The sequence below is a fragment of the Xanthomonas bromi genome, assembly GCF_900092025.1.
Lineage (GTDB): Bacteria > Pseudomonadota > Gammaproteobacteria > Xanthomonadales > Xanthomonadaceae > Xanthomonas > Xanthomonas bromi.
This window is the reverse complement of the sequence record NZ_FLTX01000004.1, coordinates 1-16,653: the sequence shown is the minus strand read 5'-3', so window position 1 is coordinate 16,653 and position 16,653 is coordinate 1. Positions and strand designations below refer to the sequence as shown.

Below are 16,653 nucleotides of genomic sequence, written 5' to 3'. Positions count from 1 at the left end.
GACTAACTACCTCTAATTGAAAAAATTTGTGAGAAGCGGCTGAGCGAACTCAGCCCTTCTTGGTGACGGCGTCGGCGATGTTGGCCGGTGCCTCTTCGTAGTGGTCGAATTCCATCGAGAACGTCGCACGGCCCTGGCTCATCGAGCGCAGCGAAGTCGCGTAACCGAACATCTCACCCAGCGGAATCATCGCATTGATGATCTTGCCCGACGGGCTGTCGTCCTGACCCTGCAACACGCCACGACGGCGGCTCACGTCGCCCATCACATCACCCAGGTAATCCTCCGGGCTGACGATTTCGACCTTCATGATCGGCTCCAGCAACACCGGGCTGGCTTTCGCAAAGCCCTGCTTGAACGCCATCGACGCGGCCAGCTTGAACGCCATTTCCGAGGAGTCGACGTCATGGTACGAGCCGAACACCAGCTTGACCTTCACGCCCACCACCGGGAAGCCGGCGATCGGACCACTGGTGATCGTCTCGCGCAGACCCTTTTCGACCGAGGGGATGAATTCCTTCGGAATGATGCCGCCGGTGATGTCGTTGACGAACAGGAAATCGTCCTTGACGTTGTCGCTCTTGCGCTCTTCCTCGGTCATCGGCGACAGCTCGATCACCACGTGACCGTACTGACCCTTACCACCAGACTGCTTGGCGTGCTTGTAGTCGGACTTGACGTCGGACTTGCGGATCGTTTCGCGGTAGGCCACCTGCGGCTTGCCGACGTTGGCCTCGACATTGAACTCGCGACGCATGCGGTCGACGATGATGTCCAGGTGCAACTCGCCCATGCCGGAGATGATGGTCTGGCCGGATTCTTCGTCGGTCTTGACGCGGAACGAGGGATCTTCCTGCGCCAGACGGCCCAGGGCCATGCCCATCTTTTCCTGGTCCGACTTGGTCTTCGGCTCCACCGCCATCGAGATCACCGGCTCCGGGAACACCATGCGCTCCAGGGTGATGATCTTGTCCTGCGCACACAGCGTGTCACCGGTGGTGACGTCCTTCAGACCCACGGCAGCGGCGATGTCACCCGCGCGCACTTCCTTGATCTCTTCGCGATTGTTGGAGTGCATCTGCAGGATGCGGCCCACGCGCTCTTTCTTCGACTTGACCGGGTTATAGACCTGGTCGCCGGAGTTCAACGTGCCCGAGTAGACACGGAAGAACGTCAGCGACCCCACGAACGGGTCGGTCATGATCTTGAACGCCAGCGCCGAGAACGGTGCGGTATCGGTCGCAGCGCGCGTGTCTTCCTTCTCGTCTTCGTCGATACCCGCAACCGGCGGACGGTCGGCCGGCGACGGCAGCAGGTGCACCACGCCGTCGAGCATGGCCTGCACGCCCTTGTTCTTGAACGCCGAGCCACAGAACACCGGCACGATCTCCACCTTCAAGGTGCGCTCGCGCAGACCCTGCAGGATCTCTTCTTCGCTCAGGTCGCCTTCGTTGAGGTACTTGTCCATCAGGTCTTCGCTGGCTTCTGCAGCCGCCTCGACCATGAACGAACGTGCCTCGGTCGCGACATCGACCAGATCGGCCGGAATATCGCGATATTCGAAGGTAGTGCCCTGCGAAGCGGTATCCCAATGGATCGCCTTCATCTTGAGCAGGTCCACCACGCCCTCGAAGCCGTCTTCAGCACCGATCGGCACCTGCATCGGCACGGCGTAGGCACCCAAACGGGCCTTCAACTGCTCAACGACCTTGTCGAAGTTGGCACCGGTACGGTCCATCTTGTTGACGAAGGCCATGCGCGGAACGGAATACTTGTTGGCCTGACGCCACACGGTCTCGGACTGCGGCTGCACACCACCCACGGCGCACAGCACGAACACCGCACCGTCGAGCACGCGCAAGGAGCGCTCCACTTCGATGGTGAAGTCGACGTGCCCGGGGGTATCGATGATGTTGAAGCGGTGCTGCGGCATGGACTTGTCCATGCCCGACCAGAACGCAGTGGTCGCAGCGGAGGTGATGGTGATACCACGCTCCTGCTCCTGCTCCATCCAGTCCATCACTGCAGCGCCGTCATGGACTTCGCCGATCTTGTGACTCACACCGGTGTAAAACAGGATGCGCTCGGAAGTGGTGGTCTTGCCGGCATCGATGTGAGCCATGATGCCGAAGTTGCGGTAACGCTCGATAGGGGTGGTGCGGGCCACGGGGAGCCTCTCAATTTCTTGGATTTCGGATGGCCGAACGCCGCCTTTCGGCGGCCTTCGGATTGGATGCGACGCAACATGCGTCGCAAACAGCACTCATATGGTGCTGAAGGGCCCCGTTACCAAGGCCCCCGAGGTCACCAGCGGTAGTGTGCGAACGCCTTGTTCGCTTCCGCCATCCGGTGGGTCTCTTCGCGCTTCTTGATTGCGCCGCCGCGGCTTTCCGAGGCGTCCAACAGCTCTGCAGCCAGCTTGCGCGGCATGGTGTTCTCGCCACGCTTGCGCGCGGAATCGATCAACCAGCGCATTGCCAGCGCCATGCGACGGGAGGAGCGCACTTCGACGGGCACCTGATAGGTAGCACCACCGACGCGACGCGATTTGACTTCGACAGCCGGGGCCACGTTGTCCAGTGCTTTCTGCACCAGCTCGACGGCATTCGGATTCTTTTCGCCAATGACGTCCATCGCGCCATAGACAATTTTCTCAGCAACCGACTTCTTGCCACTTTGCATCACCATATTGATGAAGCGGGCAATGGTTTCGCTGCCACACTTTGGATCTGGCAGGACGGTGCGCTGCGGAGTAGAACCTTTACGGGACATTTGAGTATTTCCTTAGCTCTTCGGGCGCTTGGCGCCGTACTTGGAACGGCCTTGACGACGCTTGGCGACGCCGGCGGCGTCCAGCGAACCACGGACGGTGTGATAACGCACACCGGGAAGATCCTTGACGCGGCCACCGCGAATCAGGACCACGGAGTGCTCCTGCAGGTTGTGGCCTTCACCACCGATGTAGCTGATGACCTCTTCCTGATTGGTCAGGCGCACTTTGGCGACCTTACGCAGGGCCGAGTTCGGCTTCTTCGGGGTAGTGGTATAGACGCGTGTGCAGACGCCGCGGCGCTGCGGACACTTGTCCAGTGCCGGGGAGGCACTCTTGTAGGTGGTCGCTTGCCGAGGCTTGCGGACCAGCTGATTGATCGTCGTCATCAGTTGATTCTTCTGATTGAGAGGCCGAGACGGCCTACACGAAAACAAAGGCAGGCCGAGACCGGCCCACCGAGACAGAGAAGTATAGCTGGCAGGACGAAATTCCGTCAACTTCACGAAATCTGAACCCGTTGGCCCATCCAAGGCCGGAAAACGGAGGGCCTCCTGCCCTCCTTTTCGCTTGGCTTACGGCGGTCTTGCGACCGCCGTCGGAGCGCTTACTCCTCGTCCGCGCCAGCGTCGGCCACAGCTGCGACCGGTTCGGCAACCGCCGGCTTGCCCGACAGCGTTTCCATTTCCGAGTCGGTCAGACCCGATGCCTTGCGACGTCCGGCGTGATACGCAAGACCGGTACCGGCCGGGATCAGGCGACCCACGATGACGTTTTCCTTCAGACCGCGCAGGTTGTCGCGGGTGCCGCGAACGGCCGCCTCGGTCAACACGCGGGTGGTCTCCTGGAACGATGCCGCCGAGATGAACGACTCGGTGGCAAGCGACGCCTTGGTGATACCCAGCAGCACCGGATCGTACTTGGCCGACAATTCGTTGCGCTTGACCAGGCGGGCATTTTCCTCGATGACGCGCTGGCGTTCGACCTGCTCGCCGTTGAGGAACTTGCTGTTGCCCTGATCGACGATCTCGACCTTGCGCAGCATCTGGCGCGTGATCACCTCGATGTGCTTGTCGTTGATCTTCACGCCCTGCAGGCGGTACACGTCCTGGATTTCCTTGACCAGGTACGCCGCCAGCGGTTCGACACCCAGCAGACGCAGGATGTCCTGCGGGCTCGGCTCGCCGTCCACCACGGTCTCACCCTTGGTCACATGCTCGCCTTCGAACACGATGATCTGGCGGTACTTGGGAATCAGCTCTTCGTGTTCCGAACCATCGGTGTCCTTGATGATCAGGCGCTGCTTGCCCTTGGTGTCCTTACCGAAGCTGATGATGCCCGAGCGCTCGGCCAGGATCGCCGGATCCTTCGGCTTGCGTGCTTCGAACAAGTCGGCAACGCGCGGCAGACCACCGGTGATGTCGCGGGTCTTGGACGCTTCCTGCGGGATCTTGGCAACTACGTCGCCTACGCCGACGGCAGCGCCGTCCTGCAGGTTGACGATGGAGCGCGGCGGCAGCAGGTACTGAGCCGGCAGATCCGTGTTCGGGATCGTCAGGTCATTACCCTTGCCATCAACGATACGCACGATCGGACGCAGTTCCTTGGCATGCGCACCGCGACGCTTCGGGTCGGTGATTTCGCGCGAGGCCAGACCGGTCAGTTCGTCAGTCTTCTCGATGACGGTGACGCCGTCGACGAAGTCGATGAAGCGAATGAAACCGGCCACTTCCGAAACGATCGGGTGGTTATGCGGATCCCAGTTGGCAACGCTCTGCCCAGCCTTGACCGCATCGCCATCTTTGGCAGTGATGGTGGCGCCGTACGGCAACTTGTAACGCTCGCGCTCGCGGCCATGGCCATCGAGCACGGACAGTTCGCCAGAACGCGAGACCGCAACCAGCGAGCCACTGGCGTGCGCCACCGACTTGAGGTTGTTGAACTTCACCGAACCGGTGGTCTTGACGGTGATGTTGTCCACCGCAGCCGCACGCGATGCCGCACCACCGATATGGAACGTACGCATGGTCAGCTGGGTACCCGGCTCACCGATCGACTGCGCAGCGATAACGCCGACCGCTTCGCCGATGTTGACCTGGTGGCCACGTGCGAGATCGCGGCCGTAGCAGCGTGCGCACACGCCGAACGAGGATTCGCAGCTGATCGTCGAACGCACCTTCACCGACTGCACGCTGGCGTCTTCGAGCTTGGCGACCCAGGCTTCGTCGAGCAGCGTGTTGCGGGTGACGATCGGCTCTTCGTCGTTGCCCGGGAGATACACGTCCTCGGCCACCACACGACCCAGCACGCGCTCGCGCAGCGGTTCGACCACGTCGCCGCCTTCCACGATCGGGGTCATGATCAACCCTTCGGTGGTGCCGCAATCGATTTCGGTGATCACCACGTCCTGCGCCACGTCGACCAGACGACGGGTCAGGTAACCCGAGTTCGCGGTCTTCAGCGCGGTATCGGCCAGACCCTTACGGGCACCGTGGGTGGAGTTGAAGTACTCCTGCACGTTCAGGCCTTCCCGGAAGTTCGCCTTGATGGGCGTCTCGATGATCGAGCCGTCCGGACGCGCCATCAGGCCGCGCATACCGGCCAGCTGACGGATCTGCGCCTGGCTACCACGGGCACCGGAGTCGGCCATGATGTAGAGCGAGTTCATCGACTTCTGATCGATGGTCTCGCCCTTGGCGTTCTCGACCTTTTCGGTACCGATGGTGTCCATCATCGCCTTGGCGATGCGCTCGCTGGTACGCGACCAGATGTCCACGACCTTGTTGTAGCGCTCGCCGGCGGTGACCAGACCGGACTGGTACTGCTCCTGGATTTCCAGCACTTCGGCTTCTGCCTCGGTGAGGATGCCCTTCTTCTCGTCCGGGATCAGCATGTCGTCGATGCCGATCGACACGCCGGCGCGGGTGGCGTAGGCGTAGCCGGTGTACATCAGCTTGTCGGCGAACACGACGGTGTCCTTCAAGCCCAGCAGACGGTAGCTGGAGTTGATCAGGCGCGAGATGTTCTTCTTGGTCATCTCGGTGTTGGCCAGCTGGAACGGCAGGCCTTCGGGCAGGATTTCGCTCAGCAACGCACGACCGACCGTGGTGTCCACGATCGAGGTGCCGCTGGTGCGCTTGCCATCGACGGCGTCCACGTCCACCTGGGTGATACGGACCTTGACCTTGGCGTGCAGTTCCACCACGCGGTTGTCGTAGGCGCGCTTCACTTCGCTGGTGTTGGCGAACACCATGCCCTCGCCCTTCTTGTTCTCAAGAGCGCGGCTCATGTAGTACAGGCCCAACACCACGTCCTGCGACGGCACGATGATCGGCTCGCCGTTGGCCGGCGACAGGATGTTGTTGGTGGACATCATCAGCGCACGCGCTTCCAGCTGGGCTTCCAGCGAGAGCGGCACGTGGACGGCCATCTGGTCGCCGTCGAAGTCGGCGTTGAAGGCGGTACACACCAGCGGATGCAGCTGGATGGCCTTGCCTTCGATCAACACCGGCTCGAACGCCTGGATACCCAGACGGTGCAGGGTCGGCGCACGGTTCAACAGCACCGGATGCTCGCGGATGACTTCTTCGAGGATGTCCCACACCTCGGCCTCTTCGCGCTCGACCAGCTTCTTGGCGGCCTTGATGGTGGTGGCCAGGCCACGACGCTGCAGCTTGGCGAACACGAACGGCTTGAACAACTCAAGCGCCATCTTCTTCGGCAGGCCGCACTGGTGCAGCTTCAGGTACGGACCGACGGTGATGACCGAACGGCCGGAGTAGTCCACGCGCTTGCCGAGCAGGTTCTGACGGAACCGGCCCTGCTTGCCCTTGATCATATCGGCCAGCGACTTCAGCGGACGCTTGTTGGTGCCGGTGATGGCACGGCCGCGACGACCGTTGTCCAGCAGCGCATCGACCGATTCCTGCAGCATGCGCTTTTCATTGCGCACGATGATGTCCGGCGCATTGAGCTCGAGCAGGCGACGCAGACGGTTGTTGCGGTTGATCACGCGGCGGTACAGATCGTTCAGATCCGAGGTCGCGAAGCGGCCACCATCCAGCGGCACCAGCGGACGCAAGTCCGGCGGCAGCACGGGAAGCACGGTCATGACCATCCACTCCGGACGGTTGCCCGATTCCAGGAAGGCTTCGATCAGCTTGATGCGCTTGGTGAGACGCTTGAGCTTGGTTTCCGAACCGGTGCTGGCGATTTCCTCGCGCAGGCGGGTCATTTCCGACTGCAGGTCGATCGTGCGCAGCAGCTCGTACACGGCCTCGGCGCCCATGGCGGCGTCGAAGTCGTCGTTGTACTCCTGGCGTGCGGTCAGGTACTGCTCTTCGGTCAGCAGCTGGCGGCGCTCGAGCGGGGTCAGGCCCGGCTCGGTGACCACATAGGCTTCGAAGTACAGCACGCGCTCGATGTCACGCAGGGTCATGTCCAGCATCAGGCCGATGCGCGAGGGCAGCGACTTGAGGAACCAGATGTGCGCGACCGGCGAGGCCAGGTCGATATGACCCATGCGCTCGCGGCGCACCTTGGCCAGGGTGACTTCGGTGCCGCACTTTTCGCAGACCACGCCACGGTGCTTCATGCGCTTGTACTTGCCGCACAGGCACTCGTAATCCTTGATCGGTCCAAAGATGGCGGCGCAGAACAGGCCGTCACGCTCGGGCTTGAAGGTGCGGTAGTTGATGGTTTCGGGCTTCTTCACTTCGCCGTAGGACCACGAACGGATCAGGTCCGGCGACGCCAGCGCGATCTTGATCGCGTCGAAATCCAGCGTCTGGCGCTGCTGATTGAAAAGGTTGAGCAGGTCTTTCATTTGATATCTCCGGGTCGGAGGAATTTCGTATCTGAGATGAAACGCAAATAGCTTTGATCGGGACTGGGATCAGGGAACCGTGCCCCGGAAGAGCGAAAGCGCTGAACGCCTGTCTCTTCCGGTTGCCGGTCCCTGACCGGGCCCTGCTCTTACTCTTCCAGTTCCATGTTGATCGCCAGCGAGCGGATTTCCTTCACCAACACGTTGAAGGATTCCGGCATGCCCGCGACCATCTCGTGCTCACCATCGACGATGTTCTTGTACATCTGGTTGCGGCCCTGCACGTCGTCGGACTTCACCGTCAGCATTTCCTGCAGGGTGTAGGCCGCGCCGTAGGCTTCCAGCGCCCAGACTTCCATTTCGCCGAAGCGCTGACCACCGAACTGCGCCTTGCCGCCCAGCGGCTGCTGGGTCACGAGCGAGTACGGGCCAGTCGAACGTGCATGCATCTTGTCGTCGACCAAGTGGTTCAACTTCAGGTAATGCATGTAGCCGACCGTGGTCTTGCGATCGAACGCTTCGCCGGTGCGACCGTCGTACAGCTGGGTCTGACCGCTCTGCGGCAGGTCCGCCAGTTCCAGCATGCGCTTGATTTCCGCTTCACTGGCACCGTCGAACACCGGAGTCGCCATCGGCACGCCGTCGATCAGGTTCTTGCCCAGGTTGAGCAATTCCTCATCGCTGAACTGCGACAGGTCCACGCGCTGCGCATTGATTGCGTTGTCGTGGTTGTAGATGTCGTCCAGGAACTTGCGCAGTTCGCTGACCGCCGTCTGCGCTTCGAGCATGCGCTGGATCTTACGACCCAGGCCCTTGGCGGCCCAGCCCAGATGCACTTCCAGAATCTGGCCGATGTTCATACGCGACGGCACGCCGAGCGGGTTCAACACGATGTCGACCGATTCGCCGGTGGCCATGTACGGCATGTCTTCCACGGGTACCACGTTGGAGACCACACCCTTGTTGCCGTGGCGGCCTGCCATCTTGTCGCCCGGCTGGATGCGGCGCTTCACGGCCAGGAACACCTTGACCATCTTCAGCACGCCCGGTGCGAGGTCGTCGCCCTGGGTGATCTTGCCGCGCTTGTCGGCAAAACGTGCTTCGAATTCCTTTTCGTGCGCCTGGATCTGCTTCTGCGCACGCTCGATGGCGTCGGCAGCGTCTTCGTCCTTCATGCGCAGCTGGAACCAGTCAGACTTCTTCAGCCCATCCAGGTACGCGTCGGTGACGGCGTCGCCCTTCTTCAGGTTCGCGCCGCCATTGGCAACCTTCCCCACGATCTGCGAGCGCAGACGTGCGTAGATGGCCGCTTCCAGGATGCGGAACTGATCGTCGAAGTCCTTCTTGACGCGCTTGATTTCGGACTCTTCGATCTGACGCGCACGCTTGTCCTTCTCGATGCCGTCGCGGGTGAAGACCTGCACGTCGATAACGGTGCCGTCCATGCCCGGGGGCACGCGCAACGAGCTGTCCTTCACGTCGGACGCTTTCTCGCCGAAGATCGCACGCAGCAGCTTTTCTTCCGGGGTCAGCTGGCTTTCGCCCTTTGGCGTGACCTTGCCGACCATGATGTCGCCGGCGCGCACTTCTGCACCGATATACACCACGCCGGACTCGTCCAGACGGTTCAACGCCTGCTCGGACACGTTCGGGATGTCGGCAGAAATTTCCTCCGGCCCCAGCTTGGTGTCGCGCGCCACGCAGGTCAGTTCTTCGATGTGGATCGTGGTGTAACGATCCTCTTCCACCACGCGCTCGGAGAGCAGGATGGAGTCTTCGAAGTTGTAGCCGTTCCACGGCATGAAGGCGATCAGCATGTTCTGACCCAGCGCCAGTTCACCGATGTCGGTGGACGGGCCATCGGCCAGCACGTCGCCGCGCGCGATCACGTCACCCACGTTCACCAGCGGACGCTGGTTGATGCAGGTGTTCTGGTTGGAACGGGTGTACTTGATCAGGTTGTAGATATCCACACCGGCATCGGTGCCGCCGCCGATTTCTGCTTCGTTGACCTTGACCACGATACGCGCCGCGTCGATCTGCTCGATCACGCCACCACGCAACGCATTGACGGTCACGCCCGAGTCGCGCGCAACCGCACGCTCGATGCCGGTACCGACAAGGGGTTTTTGCGAACGCAGCGTCGGCACGGCCTGGCGCTGCATGTTGGCGCCCATCAGTGCACGGTTGGCGTCGTCGTGCTCGAGGAACGGCACCAGCGCCGCGGCGACCGACACGGTCTGCATCGGCGAGACGTCCATGAAGTGCACTTCCGCCGGCGGCTTCAGCAGCGATTCGCCCTGGAACCGGCACGGCACGAACTGCTCGGTGAGCATGTTCTTGGCGTCGGTCAGCGCGTTCGCCTGGGCGATCACGTACTCGTTTTCTTCGATCGCCGACAGGTACTCGACGTCGTCGGACACCTTGCCGTCCAGCACCTTACGGTACGGCGTTTCGAGGAAGCCGTACTGGTTGGTGCGGGCGAACACGGCCAGCGAGTTGATCAGGCCGATGTTCGGACCTTCCGGCGTTTCGATGGTGCAGACGCGGCCGTAATGGGTCGGATGCACGTCGCGCACTTCGAAGCCGGCGCGTTCGCGGGTCAGACCGCCCGGTCCCAGCGCGGAGACGCGACGCTTGTGCGTCACTTCCGACAGCGGGTTGTTCTGGTCCATGAACTGCGACAGCTGCGAGGAGCCGAAGAACTCCTTGATCGCCGCGGCCACCGGCTTGGCGTTGATCAGTTCCTGCGGGGTCAGACCTTCCGACTCCGCCATCGACAGACGCTCCTTGACCGCGCGCTCGACGCGGACCAGGCCCACGCGGAACACGTTCTCGGCCATTTCGCCGACCGAACGCACGCGACGGTTGCCCAGGTGATCGATATCATCGACCACGCCGCGACCGTTACGGATTTCGGTCAGCACCTTGATCACTTCCAGGATGTCGGAGGTGTCGGTGTGCTCGGCGACCAGACGCTTGGATTCTTCGTCATTGCGCTCGGCAAAGTACTTCTTGTCGTACAGCACCGACTCGCCCAGCACGTCCTTGCGGCCGACGCGGCGGTTGAACTTCATGCGGCCGACCGTCGAGAGGTCGTAACGCTCGAAGGTGAAGAACAAGTTGTGGAACAGGTTCTGCGCGGCTTCCTTGGTCGGCGGCTCGCCCGGACGCATCATGCGGTAGATCTCGACCAGTGCTTCCAGCTGCGTCTTGGTCGGATCGATGCGCAAGGTGTTGGACAGGTACGGACCACGATCCAGGTCGTTCACCCACAGGGTGCCGACCGCGTCGACGCCGGCCTTGCGGAACGCAGCCAGCTGGTCTTCGCTGATTTCGTCGTTGGCGTTGGCCAGCAGCTCGCCGGTCGAACAATCGACCACGTCGTGCGACAGGATGCGGCCGACCAGATAGTCGTCCGGCACCGCCAGCGCGGCAACGCCGGCGGCTTCCAGCTGCTTGACGTGACGGGCGGTGATGCGCTTGCCCGCTTCCACGATGACCTTGTCGCCATCGGCCAGGTCGAAGTTCAGTGTTTCACCACGCAGACGCTCCGGCACCAGCTCCAGCTGCACGCCTTCGTCCGGGTTGATATGGAACGTGTTGATCTCGAAGAACTCGGCCAGCATTTCTTCGTTGTTGTAGCCGAGCGCGCGCAGCAGGATCGACACCGGCAGCTTGCGGCGACGGTCGATACGGGTGAACAGCGCATCCTTCGGGTCGAACTCGAAGTCCAGCCAGGAACCGCGGTACGGAATGATGCGGGCGCTGTACAGCAGCTTGCCCGAGCTGTGGGTCTTGCCACGGTCGTGATCGAAGAACACGCCCGGCGAGCGGTGCAGCTGCGAGACGATCACGCGCTCGGTGCCGTTGACGATGAAGGTACCGTTGCCGGTCATCAGCGGAATTTCGCCGAGATAGACCTCCTGCTCCTTCACGTACTTGATGGCCTTGGTCGACGACTCGCGGTCGTAGATCACCAGGCGCACGGTCACGCGCAGCGGCGCGCCGTAGCTCATGCCACGCTGACGGCATTCACGCTCGTCAAACACCGGCTGACCCAACTTGTAGCCCACGTACTCGAGCGCAGCGTTGCCGCTGTAGCTGGAGATCGGGAACACCGACTTCAGAGCAGCATGCAGACCGAGGTCCTTGCGCTTGGTCGGCTCCACGTCTTCCTGCAGGAATTCGCGGTAGGAATCCACCTGGATGGCAAGCAGAAACGGCACTTCGAGGATCGAGCGCTGCTTACCGAAATCCTTGCGGATACGCTTTTTCTCGGTGAACGAATAAGACGTCATGAGGTCTTCACCCTAGGCTGCGGGGGCCGCGTCGCGGCGGCCCTGAAATAACAAAATTGTCAGTTGGAAGTCGCTGGTATTGCCGGCACCAGCACGCCTTCTCCCGCTACTTCCAACTACCAACTCGGTGAGGCGAGGATTGGGGATGACGAGATTGGGGATTAGCGAAGGCTGCCTTCGAATCCCGAATGCCGACTCTCAAATCCCGGCTTTCCATCAACGGCCAAAGGCCGGGGGCTTTACGCCCCCAGCCTTCAGTGCATCACCATGAAACGCTGGCGATGCAAGGTACTAATTACTTGATTTCGACCGTCGCACCAGCGTCAGTCATTTCCTTCTTGATCTTCTCGGCTTCGTCCTTGCTGACGGCTTCCTTCAGGATGCCACCGGCTTCGGTCAGATCCTTGGCTTCCTTCAGACCCAGGCCGGTCACGCCGCGCACAGCCTTAATCGCAGCAACCTTGTTGGCACCGGCGCTGGTCAGCACCACGTTGAACTCGGTCTGCTCTTCAACCACGGCAGCCGGGCCAGCAGCAGCAGCAGCGACCGGGGCAGCGGCGGAGACGCCGAACTTTTCTTCGATGGCCTTGACCAGCTCCATCACTTCCATCAGGGACTTCTCGGCGATGGCGTCGACGATCTGTTCGTTGGTAAGGGACATTGTGATTACCTTTAAATGATTTTCTGGATTGGGGTTCTAGCGAACGCTAGGACATCAAGCTTCGGCAGTCTCGGCGACCGGCGCGGCGGCTTCGTCGCCACCACCCTGCTTGTCGCCAACGGCCTTGACGGCACGGGCGAACATGGCAGCCGGTTCGGACAGCACGCGGGCCAGCATGGCCAGGGCCTGGTCACGGGTCGGCAGCGAGGCCAACACGTCGACGTGGCCAGCCGGGAACAATTCCCCGCCGATGGACACGACCTTGGCCTGCAGCTTGTCGTTGCTCTTGGCAAATTCCTTGATCAGGCGACCGGCTGCGCCGGGCTCCTCCATCGAAAACGCGTACAGCAAAGGACCGACCAGCTTGTCAGCAGCGACAGCGAACTCAGTACCTTCAACGGCGCGCGCAGCCAGGGTGTTCTTGACAACTTTCAAGAACACGCCGGTTTCGCGAGCCTGCTTACGCATCGCGGTCATCTGCGAGACCGTGGTGCCAGCGTATTCGGCGGCGATCAGGGAGTGGGCCTTGGCGGCGATGTCTGCCAGCTCGGCGACTACTTCTTGCTTCTGGGACAGATTGAGAGCCATTGCACTCCTCCGTTAAAGCCGGGATTGGTGATTGGTCATTGGTGATTCGTCGCAAGCCATGAAGCAGCTCCTGCAAATCCCCACTACCGAATCCCTAATCCCCGCTTCAAACTACTCCGCTCGCGGCTCCTGCCGGTTGCGGTCCAGGGCAGCCTCCTTCCTGGAAGCCGGGAACATCAACTGATGCTCCTTTGGTGGCCGTTCTAGACCTGGAGTGGACTCGATCCGGGATGTCCCAGACGCGCGTAAACCAGAAAGCTCCAGAAGGGCGACACCATCTACGCCGGCCGGTTCGAAACGAACCAATTAAGCGATCCCGCGGCATCGACGGCGACTCCTTGCCAGTGCGAGCATCCTTGCCCGTCGTCGATCTGCGCTGACCGCGCCTGCGGTCTTTGACGGCTACCGCCGGACATGCCGGCGATCGCCTTCAAAATGTCCGTTACCCCAAAGGAGGGAACGGACTCCCAGCACACGGTCACCCGGGCCGGAAAAACAATGCTGTACTGCCAAACACGTCAGGCGCATGGCGCCCGGCGTATTCGCTTACTTCAGCGACAGGCTCGACTGATCAACCGTCACGCCCGGACCCATCGTCGAGCTGACCGACACCTTCTGCAGGTAGGTGCCCTTCGAGGTCGCCGGCTTGGCCTTGACCAGATCCAGCAACAGCGCCTGCAGGTTCGACTTCAGCGCTTCGTCATCGAAGCTGGCTTTGCCGATGGTGCAGTGAATGATGCCGGCCTTGTCGGTGCGGTAACGCACCTGGCCCGACTTGGCGTTCTTGACCGCTTCGCCCGGATTGGCCGACACGGTGCCGACCTTCGGGTTCGGCATCAAGCCGCGCGGACCCAGCAGGGTGCCCAGCTTACCGACAACGCGCATGGCGTCCGGCGTCGCGATGACCACGTCATAGTTCAGATCACCGGCCTGCATCTTCTCGGCCAAGTCGTCCATGCCCACTGCCTCGGCGCCTGCAGCCAGGGCTTCGTCAGCCTTGGCGCCTGCCGGTGCGAACACTGCAACGCGCACGCTCTTGCCGGTACCGGCCGGCAGCACGGTCGAACCGCGCACCTGCTGATCGGACTTCTTGGCGTCCACGCCCAGGCGCACAGCCACGTCGATCGACTCGACGAACTTGGCCTTGGTGGCGGTCTTCAGGATCTTGATTGCGTCTTCGAAGGCATAGGTCTTGCCCGGAACGACAGCGGCCGCAATGGCCTTAACGCGCTTGCTCTGTGCCATGTCTTAGCCCTCCACCGTCAAACCCATGCTGCGGGCAGAACCCGCAATCGTGCGAACCGCCGCTTCCAGCTCGGCTGCCGTCAAATCGGCTTCCTTGACCTTGACGATCTCTTCGAGCTGCTTGCGCGTCACCTTGCCCACCTTGTCGGTATTGGGACGCTTCGAGCCGGAGGTCACGCCTGCGGCCTTCTTGAGCAGCACGCTGGCCGGGGTGCTCTTGGTGACGAAGGTGAAGGTACGATCAGAATATGCAGTGATGATCACCGGGGTCGGCAGACCCGGCTCCAGCTTCGACGTCGCAGCGTTGAATGCTTTGCAGAATTCCATGATGTTCAGACCGCGCTGACCCAGTGCGGGGCCAACCGGCGGCGCAGGATTGGCCTGACCGGCCTTGACCTGCAGCTTGATGAAAGCAGTAATCTTCTTAGCCATTTCGATACTCTCCGGGTGCTAACGCCTGACAACAGGCTCCCCATCGGACCGGGAAATCACGTGTCCCGGCTTCACGTTGTTGACCACACGCAGATGGCCGCCATGCGGCAGCCATTGTTTCCCGGCGATTCGCCAGGACAGCGAGCCGCGCACTATAGCAGTATCTGAGGCGAGCGCCTAGTCGGCGCTCATCAGGTCAGCCCTTCTCGACCTGGCCGAATTCGAGCTCGACCGGGGTGGACCGACCGAAGATGAGCACGGCCACACGCAGCCTGCTCTTCTCGTAATTGACTTCTTCGACGACGCCATTGAAGTCGTTGAACGGACCCTCGGTGACACGCACCATCTGGCCCGGCTCGAACAACACCTTCGGACGCGGCTTTTCGACACCGTCCTGCACGCGCTGCAGGATCGCATCAGCCTCTTCGTCGCGGATCGGCAGCGGCCGATCGGCGGTACCGCCAATGAAGCCCATCACCTTGGAAGTTTCCTTCACCAGGTGCCAGCTCTCATTGTCGATGCGCGGAATGCCCGCCTCTTCATGCGTTTCGATCTGCACCAGCACGTAGCCGGGGAAGAATTTACGCTCGGACCGACGCTTCTGGCCGGCGCGCATCTCGATGACCTCTTCGGTCGGCACCAGCACGTCGCCGAAACGATCTTGCATTTCGGTACGGGCGATGCGGTCGCGCAGTGCCTGCGCAACGGATTTTTCGAAGCCTGAATAGGCGTGAACGACATACCAACGCTTCACTGCTTGATTCTCCTCAACGAGCCAGGAACCACTGCGTGAGCTTCTGGATGACAAAGTCGAAGCCGCCCAACAGCAAACTCAGAATGATCACAACAACAATCACGACCCAGGTGGTGCGAATGGCTTCCTGACGCGTCGGCCAGACAACCTTACGCAATTCGAACCTGGATTCGGACATGAATTCGCGGGTCTCACGGCCTTTGCCGGTGCCCAGAAACACAAATACACCCGCCACCAATCCCACGATCACAGCCAGCGCGCGCAACTGCGGCGTCCAGGCTCCAAGCTGGGTGGCGCGCTCAGGCGCAGAAAACCAGAACCACACAAACAACCCCGCAACCACGAGGAGTGCGGAGATGACGTATTTCACGATATCAGCGCTGGCAGCAGACGCGCTTTTGGAAGGCTCGATTTTGCTATTCATCCGGCTCTAGTTACCGATCTGACCCGAATCGCTGGGCCGGAAAGAGGAGTGGCACGCCAGGAGGGACTCGAACCCCCAACCTGCGGTTTTGGAGACCGCTGCTCTGCCAATTGAGCTACTGGCGTATGTACTCGTTTACCGCAAACCCTAAGACAACGAAGGCGGACCGCGGTTCAGCCGGCCCGCCATTCGTTTGAATCCAGCCGCCATCAGGCAGCTGGACGCAGGCACTTACTTGATGATCTTGGCAACCACGCCGGCGCCGACGGTACGACCGCCTTCACGGATGGCGAAGCGCAGACCTTCGTCCATCGCGACCGGGTTGATCAGGGTCACGACCATCTTCACGTTGTCGCCCGGCATCACCATTTCCACGCCTTCCGGCAGCTGGCACGCGCCAGTGATGTCGGTGGTGCGGAAGTAGAACTGCGGACGGTAGCCCTTGAAGAACGGGGTATGACGGCCACCCTCATCCTTGGACAGCACGTAGACTTCGGCTTCGAACTCGGTGTGCGGCTTGATCGAACCCGGCTTGCACAGCACCTGGCCACGCTCAACGTCGTCACGCTTGGTGCCGCGCAGCAGCAGACCGGCGTTGTCGCCCGCCTGACCCTGGTCCAGCAGCTTGCGGAACATTTCCACGCCGGTCACGG

12 protein-coding genes and 1 tRNA gene are annotated in these 16,653 nt (G+C 61.6%); all 13 read right to left on the bottom strand.

What is annotated here, in order from left to right:
* Nucleotides 1-49 precede the first annotated feature (49 nt).
* Nucleotides 50-2,167, bottom strand: coding sequence for an elongation factor G (fusA, locus tag XBLMG947_RS01405; RefSeq protein ID WP_039435950.1), 2,118 nt, complete (start codon nucleotides 2,165-2,167; stop codon nucleotides 50-52).
* 137 nt (nucleotides 2,168-2,304) lie between these two features.
* Nucleotides 2,305-2,772 carry a 30S ribosomal protein S7 gene (rpsG, locus tag XBLMG947_RS01400; RefSeq protein ID WP_065466068.1) on the bottom strand — a complete coding sequence of 156 codons (468 nt, stop codon included), beginning with the start codon at nucleotides 2,770-2,772 and terminating at the stop codon, nucleotides 2,305-2,307.
* A 12-nt stretch (nucleotides 2,773-2,784) separates the two neighbouring features.
* Nucleotides 2,785-3,159, bottom strand: a complete 375-nt coding sequence (rpsL, locus tag XBLMG947_RS01395) for a 30S ribosomal protein S12 (protein WP_002811712.1) — start codon at nucleotides 3,157-3,159, stop codon at nucleotides 2,785-2,787.
* Between the two features lie 218 nt (nucleotides 3,160-3,377).
* Nucleotides 3,378-7,595, bottom strand: a complete 4,218-nt coding sequence (rpoC, locus tag XBLMG947_RS01390) for a DNA-directed RNA polymerase subunit beta' (RefSeq protein ID WP_065466067.1) — start codon at nucleotides 7,593-7,595, stop codon at nucleotides 3,378-3,380.
* Between the two features lie 149 nt (nucleotides 7,596-7,744).
* Complete coding sequence (gene rpoB, locus XBLMG947_RS01385; RefSeq protein ID WP_065466066.1) at nucleotides 7,745-11,896, bottom strand: DNA-directed RNA polymerase subunit beta; 4,152 nt, start codon at nucleotides 11,894-11,896, stop codon at nucleotides 7,745-7,747.
* 295 nt (nucleotides 11,897-12,191) lie between these two features.
* On the bottom strand, nucleotides 12,192-12,557 hold the full coding sequence (gene rplL / locus XBLMG947_RS01380) for a 50S ribosomal protein L7/L12 (RefSeq protein WP_065466065.1): 366 nt from the start codon (nucleotides 12,555-12,557) through the stop codon (nucleotides 12,192-12,194).
* A gap of 54 nt (nucleotides 12,558-12,611) precedes the next feature.
* Nucleotides 12,612-13,145 carry a 50S ribosomal protein L10 gene (gene rplJ / locus XBLMG947_RS01375; protein ID WP_065466063.1) on the bottom strand — a complete coding sequence of 178 codons (534 nt, stop codon included), beginning with the start codon at nucleotides 13,143-13,145 and terminating at the stop codon, nucleotides 12,612-12,614.
* Nucleotides 13,146-13,691: 546 nt separating this feature from the next.
* Nucleotides 13,692-14,390 (bottom strand): 50S ribosomal protein L1, encoded by a 699-nt coding sequence (rplA, locus tag XBLMG947_RS01370; RefSeq protein WP_024712228.1) that lies wholly within the window; start codon nucleotides 14,388-14,390, stop codon nucleotides 13,692-13,694.
* Between the two features lie 3 nt (nucleotides 14,391-14,393).
* A complete protein-coding gene (gene rplK / locus XBLMG947_RS01365) occupies nucleotides 14,394-14,822 on the bottom strand; it encodes a 50S ribosomal protein L11 (RefSeq protein WP_065466062.1) in 429 nt (142 codons plus the stop codon).
* A 196-nt stretch (nucleotides 14,823-15,018) separates the two neighbouring features.
* Nucleotides 15,019-15,576: a transcription termination/antitermination protein NusG gene (gene nusG, locus XBLMG947_RS01360; RefSeq protein ID WP_065466060.1), complete on the bottom strand. Its 558-nt coding sequence runs from the start codon at nucleotides 15,574-15,576 to the stop codon at nucleotides 15,019-15,021.
* A gap of 13 nt (nucleotides 15,577-15,589) precedes the next feature.
* Nucleotides 15,590-16,000 carry a preprotein translocase subunit SecE gene (gene secE, locus XBLMG947_RS01355; RefSeq protein WP_065466058.1) on the bottom strand — a complete coding sequence of 137 codons (411 nt, stop codon included), beginning with the start codon at nucleotides 15,998-16,000 and terminating at the stop codon, nucleotides 15,590-15,592.
* Nucleotides 16,001-16,049: 49 nt separating this feature from the next.
* A tRNA-Trp gene (locus tag XBLMG947_RS01350) sits at nucleotides 16,050-16,125 on the bottom strand.
* A gap of 106 nt (nucleotides 16,126-16,231) precedes the next feature.
* Nucleotides 16,232-16,653 (bottom strand): EF-Tu C-terminal domain-related protein (locus XBLMG947_RS01345; RefSeq protein ID WP_139074340.1); only part of this gene is annotated, 422 nt, incomplete at its 5' end.